This window comes from Agarivorans sp. 1_MG-2023 (genome assembly GCF_030548385.1).
GTDB lineage: Bacteria > Pseudomonadota > Gammaproteobacteria > Enterobacterales > Celerinatantimonadaceae > Agarivorans.
Map to the genome: position 1 here is coordinate 211995 of NZ_JAUOSJ010000003.1, position 14349 is coordinate 226343.

Here is a 14349-nt window from a genome sequence, read left to right on the forward strand (position 1 = left end):
CCTGAATTGACATGAACTCTTTCATGTTGAGTTTATTGTTACTTCTTGGTTTAGGTCTCTGATGGTACGAGTTATAAGTGATAACCTTATAAACAAGTTTTAATTTTGGAGGTTCTTGATGAGGATTAATCATATTTGTCCGTATTGCATGCAAGAAGCATTTGATAACAGTGGTATGCAGACTCTCAGCTTTAGACTCACGCCTCACATGATCCATGATAGTGGAGTACATGAGATAACGTGCCCTAGGGGTCACGACTATTCAGTTGTATTAAGCGCTGCAAAGTATGAAATATTATTTGACGTGGGTATGAATGCCTTAGGAGATGGCTACACTCGAGAATCTGTTTCATCTTTTGCTAGTTCATTAGAGCGTTTCTACGAATTTTTCATTAAATTCCAGATAGACAATAACGGTATATCCCCAACGTTGGCTGAGCAAGCGTGGAAAATTGTTTCAAATCAATCTGAGAGGCAACTTGGTGCTTTTACTTATCTGTACATATGTTCACTAGATAAAATTCCACCTGAACTAAGTACTAAAGACCGGGGATTTCGAAATAAAGTAATACACAAAGGCTATATTCCAGATGTAGATGAAGCATTGGGTTTTGGAAAGATTGTTTACAATCATATAACGACTGTTATATCTGAGCTGGAAGTAAAGTACGGACATCGAAAGCTATATAAATTTTATTCAAATCAACTGCCTAGAGGAGCGGCTGATTGGGTGGTGGATGAATCAGCCAAGTCTATGAACCTCTCTCGAACGTCAGAGGGAACTTCCGTGATTGACTTTGATACTATGCTGAAAGGGTTTAATCGAAAGTGAATTTCTGGCATTCAGCTTATCGGGTGGCTATTGATTGTTAGTACTCTTAGTTAAAACTGATAATTAGTGTGTTTTTGATGGCCAAATGTTCCCATCAAAAGGTCATAATTTTAGGTACTTATTGGAGCTTTCGAGATGGATATTCAGTCAACCCACAAAGCTTCATGTCATTGTGGTTCAGTACAGTTTGAATTGTCTCTACCAAACGGCTTAGTTGATCCTCGGAGATGTGATTGTTCTATGTGTCGAAGGCGTGGAGCTATTGTTGCGTCAGTTCCTCTTGATGGTATAAAAATCACTAAGGGCTCCAACTTTCTGAGCCTATATCAATTCAATACGAAGACGGCTAAACATTACTTTTGTTCTAAATGTGGTATTTACACTCATCATCAAAGACGTTCAAACCCCAATCAATATGGCTTTAATATTGCCTGTTTAGACGGTGTAAATCCTTTAGAGTTAGATGACATTCCAACTTATGATGGTGTTAATCATCCAGCAGATCGAGCTTGAAACCTGTCTAATTACCGCTGACCTTAAAACCACTACTATCCACTAACTCTAGTGAGTTCTAGAGTTTAATTCGTGACTGAATCGCTGATTTCTATTCAATACCCAACTCCACGCGTTTCTTCTTGAACAGTCTCGATGCAACAATCCGATAAGACTCCGATAAGCCGTACTAAAGCTATTCGTCTAACTCACTGGAGCATTGATATAGCACTTCTCAATTTTCTTTCCACAAACACCTGCTTTCTTCTTGAGTTTATTGTCATTTATAGGCGTAGGTAGCTGATGATGTGAGGAAAAAATGATAATCTCATTTCCTCTTAATAAACAGTTATGTAGTTATCAAAATTCCGATTAGATATTAAGGTTTAAGGAAAGTTATGAATTGTACAAGTTGTAATAATGGAGCTTTGTTTCCTAGTTTTATTGATGGCCAGTTTCGAGCCCATACGTGTTCAAATTGTGGTGGAAACTGGGTTTTAATTGAAGATTATGTTTCTTGGAAAGAAAGGAACGAAGACTACAATTTTTCTGAAAACATCTCGATTGAAGAATCAGAAATTACAGATACCAAAAAAGCAATTCTGTGTCCGTCTTCAGGAACAATAATGCAAAAATTCAGAGTATCTTCGGAAAATGAACATAAAATTGATTACAGTTCTGTTGTTGGTGGGTTGTGGTTAGATAAAGGTGAATGGGAGTTATTAAAGAGTGAGGGATTAGCTGGTTGCTTAAATGCCGTAGTTACACAAAACTGGCAGCGCAATATTCGTAAAGACAGTGCAAAACAAAACTTCTCTGATATTTATGAAGCTAAATTTGGTAATGAAACATACGCTAAGCTGAAAGAAATGCGTTCTTGGTTAAAGTCTCAAGATCATAAAGCAGATTTGAGAGCGTATCTTTTAGCTGAAGATCCTTATTCAGCAGAAAAGTAGTTAAACAACAAAACAAGAGACTATGGCATCAATAGCTACTAAGGATTAGTTGTTGTCGATGTTTAAATCAAAGCCATAGTCATCAAATCTGGTCGTCTACTTTTTCTCAATACCCAACTCAGCGCGTTTCTTCTTAGTTAAGCCTGAGGCAACAATCCGATAAGACTCCGATAAGTAGTATTCAAGCTCTTCGTCTAACTCACTGGACGTATCGGTTTGTTGGATCCATTTCATGCCCCTGCTGGCAAAGTAGGGGGCAGGGCGGTGGCCTTCTGATTCTGATAGATAGTCGAAGTTAAGGTCAGACGTTTTAAAGGTAAACGCTGGCTTATCTCCTTTTAAAGTAAAGCCAATAGCGAACACTTTGCCGCCCACTTTCCATACATGCGCACCTCCCCATTGCACCACGTAGGTGGTGGCGACCAAAGCTCTACAAAACTGATTAAATTGCTGATGATCCATTGGTGCTCCTTGCGATGAGTGTTTGTATAGCTAAGTAAACGGGGCAGGTTATGTTGCTTGCTCATTATGGCTTTTTGGTAAGGCTAAACTAATCACGCTAGTTATTACCAGCATGCCAAAGCTCACCCATAAACAGGCAGCTAAACCGGCCATTTGAAACACTACGCCAGACAAAATTGTGCCAAGTAAACGGCCCATCGCATTAGCCATGTAGTAAAAACCTACATCCATAGATACGCCGTCTTCGCTGGCATAACTGACCACTAGGTAGGAGTGCAGTGATGAGTTAATCGCGAACACTAAACCAAAGATTAACAAACCAACAATAATCGTTATTTGTGGCTGCCAGCCTAGTTGAATGAGGTAAGCGAGTACACCTGTGACTGCACTGAGTATTAGCGCCCAACTAAGAGCCGAAGAGCGACCTGGCACTTTACCTGATTTACTGCCTGTAATTCGTGGCGAAAAACCTTGTACCACGCCATAGGCCACTACCCAGCAAGCCATAAAACTGCCTGTTTGTAGGTGAGACCAACCTAAGCTTGTGCTTAAAAATACCGGTAGGGCAATTACAAACCATACGTCGCGCGCAGCAAATAAAAACAAACGTGCTGCAGCTAGTATGTTTATTTGTGGGCTTTTAGAAAATATTTGCGAAAACTTAGGTTTGTTTTTAGCCTTGCCTAAGTCTTTTTCGAGCAGTTTTAGGCTTAATAGCAGCACTATAAATAACACCGCAGCCATGGCTAGCATTGAGAGCTGAAAGCCAATTGCACTAAGCAGGGCACCACCCAAGAAAAAACCAAAGCCTTTTAAGGCGTTTTTTGAGCCAGTAAGAATCGCTACCCACTTGTACAGGCTATGTTGTTGGTCGCCACTTACTAAACCTTTAATCGAGCTTTTGGCGCTCATTTTATTTAAGTCTTTAGCAATACCCGACAACGCTTGCGCTGCCATTACCAAGGGAATCGACAAATACTCAGAGGGCAAACCCAGCGCTAGCAAGGCCACAATTTGCATGGCCAAACCAATATTCATGGTGTGGTTTAGGCCAATGCGTGCGCCTAACCAGCCACCAATCAAGTTAGTCACTACCCCAAAAAACTCGTAAAACAAAAACAGCATGGCAATGGCAATGGCCGAGTAACCAAGCTGATAGAAATACAGCACCACCAACATACGCAATGCGCCGTCGGTAATGGTGAAATTCCAGTAGTTAAAGGTAACTAGCAAGTATTGTTTAAGCTGTTGGGGCAGTGCTTTTATCATGCTTGTTTAGCCTTTATCTGCTAAACCAACGGTGCGCACTAACTCGCTGGTGCGAGTGGCGTAGCCCATTTCGTTGTCGTACCAGGCGTACACTTTAAGCATACGTTTGCCAACCATCATGGTTGATTTAGCGTCTACAATGCTTGAGCGTTGGTCGCCTTTGTAATCAATAGACACTAGCGGCTTTTCTTCGTAACCAAGAATGCCTTTTAGTTCACCTTCGGCAGCTTGTTTAAATAAGCTGTTTACTTCTTCGGCGGTGGTATCGCGCTCAAGAGTAAATACCATATCGGTAAGCGACGCGTTGGCTAATGGTACACGCACCGCGTGGCCGTTTAATTTTCCGTCTAGCTCTGGGAAAATATCGCAAATTGCTTTAGCGCTGCCAGTAGTGGTAGGAATTAGCGACATGCCACAGGCGCGGGCACGGCGTAAATCTTTGTGCGGCGCGTCTAGTATGGTTTGGGTATTGGTAAGATCGTGAATGGTAGTCATGCAGCCTGACTCAATGCCTAAATGCTCTTGAATCACCTTAATCACCGGTGCTAAACAGTTAGTGGTACAAGAAGCAGCCGTAACAATTTGGTGCTGGCTGGCATCAAAAATCTCGTCGTTCACACCAACAACAATATTGGCTACGCCGTCTTCTTTAACAGGCGCTGATACCACAACGCGCTTAACACCTTGAGCAAGGTAGGGCGCTAATAATGCTTTTGAACGGTGAACGCCAGTAGACTCTAATACAACGTCACAACCCGACCAATCAACCTTGCTTAGGTCTTTTTCTTGGAAGCACTTAATGGTTTTGTTGTTAATCACAATGCCTTCGGCGTTGTGTTCAACTGCGTGGTTCCAGCGGCCTTGCACTGAATCAAACTCGAGTAAATGGCCTAGCGTTTCGGCATTGCCCGCAACATCGTTAATCATTACAAACTCAAGTTCTGGCCAGTCGTATGCGGCGCGTAGCGCTAAGCGACCAATGCGGCCAAAGCCGTTAATTCCTACTTTAATCGTCATTTTAGGTGGTCCTATTTGGCGAATTGCTGAATGTAGCTAAGTTGTGCAGGCACCGTGAAGGCGTTAGGGCGTTGCGCCTTAATTTTTGCAATGGCGTCGTCTAGTTCGAAACCCATGGCTAACATAATGCGCGCGGCTAACATGCCAGTGCGGCCGCTGCCGCCTTTACAATGAATGGTAAGGTTCATGCCATTGTTTAGCAGTTGTACAAAGCGCGGCAGCAAGGTTTGAAGCTGCTCTTCCCAGGCTGCATCGGGAACGGTGTCGTCGGCCAGTGGTAAATGAAACCACTGCATATCGTAAGTAACGGCATGCTTTGGTAAATCATCTAAGTTGTTATCTGCCAGCTCTTGCTTGGTCATCATCGTGATAAGTGCAGGGCTATTTTTATAGCAAAGTTGCTGTAGTGAAGTAGACAAATCTACACCTTTAGTACCCGGGCAAGGGGTTAACAATAATTGAGCGCTATCGCTAACATCAACGGCAAAAACAGGATGTGAAGACATAAACGTACCTTAATCTTGATTAACAAATGGGGTGGTTAAATTGGGATTAGCCAACTCTCTAATTCGAGTAATTGGCTGGTTGATATAACTGGGGTTTGCCACGCGAGTGGTAGACAACGTTTGTGCTACCCACTCTGGTAGCAGTGGATTTAAATGGTAAAAAACCTGTTGGCCTTGGCGAGTGGTAGACAGCAATTTGCAGTCTCTTAGCAGCGCCAAATGGCGTGAAATCTTAGGTTGGCTTTCTTCTAGAGCCACACATAGCTGATTAACGCTAAGGCGTTGTTCATCTTCAATCAGCATTAAAATTTGTAGCCGAGTATTGTCACTAAACTGCTTAAATACATCGATAGGGGCTATTTGTAAGGCAGCTGCTGGGTTGTGGTTAAAACGCACAAACTCGGCAAGGCGCAACTCTAACTCAGCAAAGACTTGCTCAAATAAGGCATCGCCATTTTCTGCGGCAGGATCAGGTAAATTCCAGTGCAAAATAGCCGCACCATTAGGCAGTAGGGCGCATTCTTGTTTGGCGCTATCACACAACGTGATAATGAAGTTAAACAGCGCTGGTTGGCCTTGTTGCTGCTGCAGTTGTTGTTCAAGCTGTTGAATGGTTTTACTGTTTAAGGCTTCGCTGCTCAAGCCTTGTTGCGATAGCTGTTTAAGGGTGCGAGGGTCAATCCCTTTGGGGTGTGTACCGGCGCTGTAAGCCATAAAATGCTCAGCGTAACGCTGATTCACAATAGCTTCTGCTAACTGAGAGCGAGCAGCATTTGCAGTACACAAAAACAATACAGACAACATGAATAAGACCAAATATATGAAAAAACATATATATGATATTTCGTATGTGTTGTCATGGCAAGACGTTTTGCTCACTTAATTGAATAGTTTGTAGGTTTTACTTACAGTGTAATTTTTTACAATCGGATGTAATTCTTATAGATCAAGAGTTTATCTATTTACGATGGCTTGTCGCCATAATGGTGGGATTTTATAACTAGTTTTATTACTTTGAAGTTGGTGTGCATACAAAGTGCGCAACCTAACTCATCTTTGCCCCAATTCGTATATGGGATCCACGTTTTTACAAAGTGACAATTTCAATAAAAGTTAAGATGCGTACGTATATTCGGCTTCTTGTTGAAGGCGCTACCTTCTAGCCTTTGATGTTTGCGCACCTACCGTCCTCATCGAGTTAACAGCTTTAAAAGCATTACAGAATGGCCAGGTTTTCAGTAGGTTGGTCTTACCTTTTATGCTTCATCATTTTGTAAAACTAGGAATTATTTTTGTTTCAAGCCGTCAGTAAAATGGATTTGTATTCTGTTTCATACCTAAGCATGGCCCATGCAGTCCGAACAACTTTGTTTGCCAGAGCAATACAGGCTTTCTTAAAACCAATCCTCTCTATTATTTGGTGTAACCAAGCATCTTTTTGTGTTTTTGGTTTTTCGGGCAGTCGGCCTACATAAGACATTGCACCAAGATAAAGAAGGGAACGCAGCTCTTTCACTCCACCGCACTTATCTATTCCAATCATAAAGACTTTACCTCCAGAGCTATGCTGTTTAGGTGTGAGACCAATGAAAGCTGAAGCTTGCCTACCATTTTTAAACTGCTTACCGTCACCAAGAGTTGTATAGAGCATCGCAGCCGTTGTTTCTCCAACACCTTCGATTTCCATTAATCGTTGGCATGGTTCAATTTGACGAGTTAAGGCGTTCTTTTCTTTTTCGAATGCAATTAACTTCGCTTTGAGCTGTTTGTATTGTTCCCACAGCATAGACATTACGGAAACAACATTTTCAGGCATTGATGTTTCCCCATCCAGCACCGTTTGAACTGAGGCTTTTAGGCCTTTTTCACCTTTGGGGTTTGCAATACCATAGCCTAAAATTGTCCCTCGAATATGCTGTCCTAGAGAGACCACACTGCGTGAAAGAAATCGGCGACTACTTTCTAAAGAATACATAGATTGTTGCTCTAGTGATTTTGGCCGACTGTATTTAATTCCAATTTGAATTGCCGCATTAGCGATGGCAAGAGCGTCATTATGGTCAGTTTTATGGCCCTCTAAATACCCTTTTACTTTCTTAGGGTTAATGATCCTTACTTCGTGGCCAAACTTTTCGGCTAATTGGCCCCAATAATGACAACCACAGCAACCTTCCATGGCGACAATGGATGGCTTGGCCTTTGCTAGAAACTCTTTCATCTTTTGTCGGCTTAAAGGCTTGTTTGAAAGCAGTTCGCCATGAGTACTAATATGGCAAGCTTGAAGAACATTTTTGGCTAGGTCGATAGCGATAACATTAATGGTCAGCATATTGGAATCCTCGTATTTTCTCGTTCTCCTAAGTCTAGATTGGCAAAGGAGGGAGTGGATCCCATACATCAATTTAGATTTAGATTTGTTTTTCTAAACACTTCTGAACTCTGTTAATCGAACAGATATTACTAATGCTTGTATAGTACTTTAACTTTCTAGGCTTTGTTGTGAGTACATATGTAGCCACACCAATAATCGCCGCTCCCTATCCAATCGTCACAGCTAAATCAATTAAAATAGTACTTCTATAACCATTTTTGTTTCTATAACTAATATAAATTCTCGCTACATTCATAGTGACAAGTGATTTCTGAAAATGGTACTGTTCGACTCGAGGAAAAAGACAAGGGCTGCAACCCTTGCCTCAAATTACTTAACATAAAGCAGTGAACTTAGTTCGCTGTTTTTTACTTTTTGTCTCTTGGTGGGAATGGATCGCCGCCATGACTATCAGCGCGTTGTATCTTCCCGTTTTGCCCATGAATAATAAATTCACTGTTTGATTTTCGGCTGATCTCTCGTCCAAGAGATTCTGCCTCTGCTTTTGTCGAAGTCACAACAGATGCTCTCTGTCCTCCCCCTTTTTTTACTTGCCACCCATTTGCATGTGGTGTTACGTGCGTTGTTTTACGAGTCATAATAATCCTCCAATTGTAGTTAAGCACTAGATGTAGTGCTTTTTTGAAACTACACCCACAAGATAGTGAGGTTCTTTGTAGATTTCAAGGCACAATAAATTGAACAATATGTGAATAACTCTTCAAATTAATAACCAGTTGGTGAGCCCTAACCATAAGCGGCTGAAAGCCAAACCACTACACGAAAATCAAGGTATAATTACAGTTATTTTTGTAGCGAATAAAAATATATTGTTCGGTAAATTCTTTCAAAACAATAGGAAATACCGCCACAATTGAGACCTAAAACGGCAGTAGGGTTTGAGTATAAAAAGCTTGAAATTGGACGGTGTTTATTTTTTCCCGGTGAAGAATAACAAAGTAATTAGCTACGTTCCGCTAGGCTCTATAACGATAGCTAATATTTTTTTGACTGCTTAGAAGGCGTTAAATCAAAATCTCTATTACTTAAGCCAATTCGGAAACCATTGCATAGTTGAATGCTATACCACGTTTCTGCCCCATTCCTGCTTAGAGTAATTACTTATTCGTATTCTGTTAATGCCAGTTTGCCTTACCATAAGTTATCCGTTGCATTGTAATCCTCCCTCTTCTAGTGGCAGTCTAAATGAGGGGGTTGGCGTTTATTGAGGGTAAAGTAGTTGACAGCTACGTCAAACAAGGTTCATAATAACCACATCAATTGAGCGGCTTGTTCGTGATTTTGATATCTCGGAGAGTCACTACCGTTAAGTGTGAAACTAAAATCTCGGAGAGTCACTACCGTTAAGTGTGAAACTAAAATCTAAACCTCGCTTCGGCGGGGTTTTTCGATATATGGACTGTTATAATAATGAAAATATACACAATAAGCGACTCCTACTTGGATCACTTGAGAAGCGTCGATTCTAAAGTACCTAGTAATGACTACAAGAACGATAAGCCATATATTGGTGTTCTTCTAGAAGTTAATAACTGCAAATATTTAGCGCCATTGACATCTCAGAAGCCATCTATTGATGCTATCCCTGCTAATAGACCAACAATCTTTAAACTGCATGCCGATGATGATGAAACTGATAAGCTTGGAGCGATTCAGGTTCTTTACATGATTCCTGTGGTTGAATCTGAGATTACGGAGCTAGATATTGACTCAATCACAGATGAGTTCTACAAAGGGCTTCTAAATAAGCAAGTTCAATTTATCCGTAAAAACTCAGAATCTATCCAGAAGAAAGCTAAGAAGCTCTACAACTTAGTTATTAATAATCGCGGTAACTTCGCCAAGAACTCATGTGACTTCTTAGCTCTTGAGAAAGCTAAGAGTGAATATACTAAACCTGAAAAAAAAGCAGTATCCGAAAATAAATTAGCTGAGTTAGCCAAAAAATTTAAGTAAATCGCGTATTTTAAGCCCTTTCTGGGCATTCTCCGCACATGTTTGAATGTTTGTGACTGGTAAGGACTTGGCCTGGTCAACTGAATTCGGACACCCTGGTTATATTTCCTAAATCATTTCTGCCCCAAAACGTTTTAGAGCAATATCACTGCTCAGCCGTTCTTAGCTTCAAATTGCCATACAAAAGCTAATTGATTTTTCACTTTTTTTAAAGCTAAATTTGTTTTTTGGGTTCGATAACTGCCCAATTAAGATACTTCATTATGACCATATTGAAGCAAATGCAGCATCTGAAGACTGAGGGCTAGGCTCCGCTTTATCAATCGTAAATCTAACAGGAATATTGAATGCCGAGCCGAAACCGATAGCGTCACCTCTAGGTAAACCAGATATTTCGCTGAGTGTATGTTCATTACCATTTTCTATCGCATGTCTTAATGCATTGATGTCTCGTTCATTAGTTAAGCGCAATGAGATCCAATTCGAACACATGGCTAGAACCGTCGACGATAGCTCTGATGGACGTTGAGTACTCACAAGTAAAGAGCAATTAAATTTACGCCCTTCTTTTGCAAGCCTTTCGTATGCCTTAAGCTGAGTTCCTTCTTCTGCGAAAGGATCTCTAAGGTAGTGATGTGCTTCCTCTAAAAGAAGCATGGTTGGAAAATTTTTATCTTGGCCTCTTTTAAATAACACATCAGAGTACATCTCTAAAAGTGAACCTAAAATCATTGGGGTATGATCGTCAGCTATATTTTTTAAATTAATGATATGAACATCCCAATCTTGTGGTTCCCCAGATTGTTTACCAAAAATATAATCAACCTCACTTTCAACTTCTTCATTCCACATAGTCATCGGGTTATTAATTGCTTGCCCTCCAGATAAGTTAACTACATTTCTGAAGCGTGGATCATCTACGAGTTGTTGAATTATTTTGACTAATGGCAATACGTTCCCATAACTGAAAGCATCTCTCTTACTGTTTCCATTAGGTGCGAATGCTTGGCAACCGAACTCTGCGACAAGATTAGCCAATGCTTTAAAAGGAGGCCAGATTGGGAAGTATCCCAGTGAATTGTTTCTCAATTTTTTTAACCATTGACCTAAATTTTCTTGTCCATCTTGTCGACAATCATCAACAAATTCGAACCAACTTGTAGGTGTAGTCGAAGGTGGTATTGTTTCAGAAGTCGATATATTTCCATTCACATCTGAATAAACCATATGAAGTGACTTCAAAGCGTTACGTAATGCTGGCAATTGTGTTTTGTCGCTTGGTCTTAATAACTTGATTAATCCGGCGTAGCCAAATGCTTGATAAGGTATTTGATGGTATGTAGGGTATTTACCATTAAAAATAATAGGGGGCGTTACAGGCTCGAATACTATTGGTTTAATTGAGGAAGGGGGCGGGCTACCCAAAATGGTTTCTTTAACGCGTTTTTGACCAATAAATGCATCAGCATATTCACCATTTATATCAAAAATTACGATCCTAGAGTTTGTAAATTTTTCACGTATTCTTTGTGATAATAAGGCATTGAAATTTGATTTCCCATAACCTGTACTTCCAAGAACAGCCAAATGTCTTGAAAGTAGAGAATTGAGGCCGGCGTTGATCCTCGTCGTTTTAGTTCTAGAGTCTCTTCCTAGTTCAATTGTTGAGTCTTTTTCATTTTCATTTACACCATAAATGGTTTCTAAATAGTCGCTCGATAGAGGAATTGCTTTTGCTCCTAATGTTGGTAATTTCCAACTCTCGGAAATAAACTTTTGAGTTTCATCATCTTGAAATACAAAGCCAACAGAATATGCAATGAGTTGCCTTAGAGGGGTGTCTGTTACATTCATAGTACCGACATTGGAAGAGTGAGCTTTGTCTGGATCAACAAATGCCATGTCAGTGACTCTTGCAATAACGAGGCTAGTACCAGCATCTAATCCAATTAAATCTCCAGGCTGAGAGACTGAACTGATTCCTCGTCTATGAGAGGCTAGCTGTCCTTTATGTCCTTCAAGCAAGTTAACCCGAATTTTCGTTCCTTCTAAAGCAACAACATATCCAATAGAATCGACAGTTTCTATGCTCATATCTGATTTTCACTTTGAACTAAATCATTAATAGCGGCTACAAGATCTTGTGTGGAAGTATCTCTAGGGAATAACACGGGCTTTGGGAGGTATTTAACGAATGAATTGAAGTAAGCCTTGTCATATCCGCCAACAATTGTAATTTGGTTTAATGACAGAGATCTAAGTTTTTTGATGCATTTTTGTGCTTCGTTCAAATTAGCTGTATCTGACAATATTGTATCGAGTTCAGGATAGAAAATAACAATATGTAGTGAAGGATTGAGCAGAGCCCCAAGAATTATTCGATTGATGTGATAGTCACCAAAGCCATATCCATTTACAAAAATGGCTGTTTGAGGTTTTGATAAAAACTCACTAAACCGACGAAACATCTCTCCGTATACAAAACCGATTGTATGGTGATACTTGTTGGCACCAGGATAAATTAAGAATTGCTTATCATATATTGCTTCACCCTCTAGCAATGGATCAATATAACGACTTTTCGCTAAAGCTGAAGGGATTTCCTTGATATCACTTTCTTGTTCCTGAATCCAAGAAAGAGAGCCATGTAGTTTATGCAAATAGGCATGATAATGCCCAAATCTGGCTTCACCTTTTGCATTGACGTTTCTAAAGCTCAAGTCAAAATTTTGAGGCTGGAAAGTTCTTGTGTGTAGCCCTGAGAAGCCATTAACAAGTTGAATGCCTATTTCTTCAGCAGCCCACTCTAATGAGAGATCATAGTTGGTGGTAAATAGCATTGGTGCAGCCTGACCTGGCTGGCGATTTGAAATTAATTTTTCAAGCAACTCTCGGTGATATTTGAATTGTTCTTGAGATCCTAAGTTTTCATTTCCAAAATTATTTTGCTCTACCAGCAGCGCAGCCTTAGTTACAGATTGATATAAGCATAGAAGAGTTTTTTGAAGCCGCGTAACTGGGTGAGTCTCTAGATCTGAGTCATCATTTAAGGGCGAGGTGTTTTTGAAAACCGATAAATATTGAGTTACTTGATCTAAAAGTTGCTCCACATTTACATCGTTGTTCATGATGTTTTCTTGAGTAATGAGTTTAAAGTCGAGTAATTCAATAATTATGTTTGGATCAGTGGTGATTGCATCAAGCCACACATCTTTCATTGTCATACCACCACACCCTACAGATGCACCAGCACCAAGAAGGACACCTATGTTTTCTAACTGGCATAAAGAGCCTAAGTGACTTTTAAAGTCATCCTCAGAAATCTTAGTAGCACCTTGGTAGATAAACTCACTCATTCTATTTTTCTTACATCAAAATATGCGTATAGAGAGTGTGCTATTTTTTTGTGGGAGATACAATTGGTAAGACCTGAGAATCCTGGACACCTTCTAGGTCCTTATAATACGGTTCATCCGTAACTCATAAATGTCCAGAGGTGGGTTGGGACGTACTGACTCGTTTGTGCCTCAAAGTAAGGTACACTTTCGGGTTGACTAAAAAACCATCAATGACTTGCCCGCATTTATACTAATCGTTTCTTGGACAAAAAAGATGTGGAAATTGATAATCTCGAGCATTCTCATTTTGCGTGGCCTTGATGGTTTCGATTGTTCCATTTGTCGTAGTATTCAATGGGAAACAACTTATGCCTTACATAGGCCAATCCGAAATATACTTACATAAGTGACCTCCCTAACTGGCTCCTGTGGTGATATCTTTGTCGCTTTCTGGATAGGTGGCTGATGCATCATTGAAAAGGTGATAATCTGGATCTTAATATACTGTTAAGTAGAAATTATGATCGAAGCATTCAGCGGGCTTTTAGGCTCGATAAAACAAACAAGCCCAGTAATTTTTACAGGCTTGGCAATTGCCAGCGGAGTTATCTTATTCGGTAGTGGTGAACTTATCACGACAATTGGTCTCACCGAATTTAGAGAAGCCAACAAACCCTACATTGGTGGCTGTTTCGTTCTATCTTTATCTATTGTTTTTTCACAGGCCGTTGCCGGCATATTTGGTTTAATGAAATATGCATTTCAAAAATGGAAAAATGAAAAAGATAGAAAGTTATTAATCAAAGCTAAACAGAAAGAGTTAGCAAAGCTAACACCTGATGAAAAGGCATACCTTGCACCATATGTTTTGGGCCAGAAAACTACACAGTACTTCCTCAAGGAAGACGGTATTAAGGGGAGCTTAGAGACAAAGGGTATATTGTATAGGGCTAGCAATATGGGTGATATGGTCGATGGGTGGGCATATAACATTCAACCATGGGCCAAAGAATATTTGGAAACCAATCAGCAACTACTTGAAGGCTTTACTCCTAATTTACATAGGAACAGCCGATGGTGATACATTTACATAAGCAAAGGCAGCATCGCCCTTTGGGCTGGAAGCGCT

The 14349-nt window shown here is 40.3% G+C and carries 14 protein-coding genes; 5 read left to right on the top strand and 9 right to left on the bottom strand.

Annotated features, from left to right (window positions below):
• Nucleotides 1–118: 118 nt before the first annotated feature.
• The 3 genes from Q4592_RS05315 to Q4592_RS05325 all read left to right on the top strand — a co-directional run bounded on the left by Q4592_RS05315 (nt 119) and on the right by Q4592_RS05325 (nt 2280).
• Nucleotides 119–832, top strand: a complete 714-nt coding sequence (locus Q4592_RS05315) for a hypothetical protein (protein ID WP_303510699.1) — start codon at nt 119–121, stop codon at nt 830–832.
• Nucleotides 833–967: 135 nt separating this feature from the next.
• On the top strand, nt 968–1345 hold the full coding sequence (locus Q4592_RS05320; protein WP_303510702.1) for a GFA family protein: 378 nt from the start codon (nt 968–970) through the stop codon (nt 1343–1345).
• Nucleotides 1346–1722: 377 nt separating this feature from the next.
• A complete protein-coding gene (locus tag Q4592_RS05325; protein ID WP_303510704.1) occupies nt 1723–2280 on the top strand; it encodes a zf-TFIIB domain-containing protein in 558 nt (185 codons plus the stop codon).
• Nucleotides 2281–2376: 96 nt separating this feature from the next.
• Here the strand turns inward: Q4592_RS05325 and Q4592_RS05330 are convergent, their stop codons facing one another.
• The 7 genes from Q4592_RS05330 to Q4592_RS05360 form a co-directional block, all read right to left on the bottom strand.
• The gene (locus Q4592_RS05330) at nt 2377–2742 is read right to left on the bottom strand and encodes an MmcQ/YjbR family DNA-binding protein (RefSeq protein ID WP_303510707.1); all 366 of its coding nucleotides are present in this window, start codon (nt 2740–2742) and stop codon (nt 2377–2379) included.
• Nucleotides 2743–2790: 48 nt separating this feature from the next.
• Nucleotides 2791–4011: an organoarsenical effux MFS transporter ArsJ gene (arsJ, locus tag Q4592_RS05335; protein WP_303510710.1), complete on the bottom strand. Its 1221-nt coding sequence runs from the start codon at nt 4009–4011 to the stop codon at nt 2791–2793.
• A 6-nt stretch (nt 4012–4017) separates the two neighbouring features.
• Nucleotides 4018–5028, bottom strand: coding sequence for an ArsJ-associated glyceraldehyde-3-phosphate dehydrogenase (locus Q4592_RS05340; RefSeq protein WP_303510712.1), 1011 nt, complete (start codon nt 5026–5028; stop codon nt 4018–4020).
• Between the two features lie 11 nt (nt 5029–5039).
• Nucleotides 5040–5534 carry a protein-tyrosine phosphatase family protein gene (locus Q4592_RS05345; protein ID WP_303510714.1) on the bottom strand — a complete coding sequence of 165 codons (495 nt, stop codon included), beginning with the start codon at nt 5532–5534 and terminating at the stop codon, nt 5040–5042.
• A 9-nt stretch (nt 5535–5543) separates the two neighbouring features.
• Nucleotides 5544–6338 (bottom strand): metalloregulator ArsR/SmtB family transcription factor, encoded by a 795-nt coding sequence (locus tag Q4592_RS05350; protein WP_303510717.1) that lies wholly within the window; start codon nt 6336–6338, stop codon nt 5544–5546.
• Between the two features lie 493 nt (nt 6339–6831).
• On the bottom strand, nt 6832–7863 hold the full coding sequence (locus Q4592_RS05355) for an IS110 family transposase (RefSeq protein WP_303510720.1): 1032 nt from the start codon (nt 7861–7863) through the stop codon (nt 6832–6834).
• A 410-nt stretch (nt 7864–8273) separates the two neighbouring features.
• On the bottom strand, nt 8274–8504 hold the full coding sequence (locus tag Q4592_RS05360; protein WP_303510722.1) for a DUF2188 domain-containing protein: 231 nt from the start codon (nt 8502–8504) through the stop codon (nt 8274–8276).
• A gap of 832 nt (nt 8505–9336) precedes the next feature.
• Between Q4592_RS05360 and Q4592_RS05365 the strand changes: the two genes are divergently transcribed.
• Complete coding sequence (locus Q4592_RS05365) at nt 9337–9882, top strand: type III toxin-antitoxin system ToxN/AbiQ family toxin (RefSeq protein WP_303510724.1); 546 nt, start codon at nt 9337–9339, stop codon at nt 9880–9882.
• A gap of 261 nt (nt 9883–10143) precedes the next feature.
• Here Q4592_RS05365 and herA read toward each other — a convergent pair whose 3' ends face one another.
• On the bottom strand, nt 10144–11976 hold the full coding sequence (herA, locus tag Q4592_RS05370; protein ID WP_303510726.1) for an anti-phage-associated helicase HerA: 1833 nt from the start codon (nt 11974–11976) through the stop codon (nt 10144–10146).
• On the bottom strand, nt 11973–13238 hold the full coding sequence (locus tag Q4592_RS05375; RefSeq protein ID WP_303510728.1) for an SIR2 family anti-phage-associated protein: 1266 nt from the start codon (nt 13236–13238) through the stop codon (nt 11973–11975). The genes herA and Q4592_RS05375 overlap by 4 nt, the downstream gene beginning before the upstream one ends.
• A 502-nt stretch (nt 13239–13740) precedes the next feature.
• Between Q4592_RS05375 and Q4592_RS05380 the strand changes: the two genes are divergently transcribed.
• Nucleotides 13741–14301, top strand: coding sequence for a super-infection exclusion protein B (locus Q4592_RS05380; protein ID WP_303510730.1), 561 nt, complete (start codon nt 13741–13743; stop codon nt 14299–14301).
• Nucleotides 14302–14349: the final 48 nt, after the last annotated feature.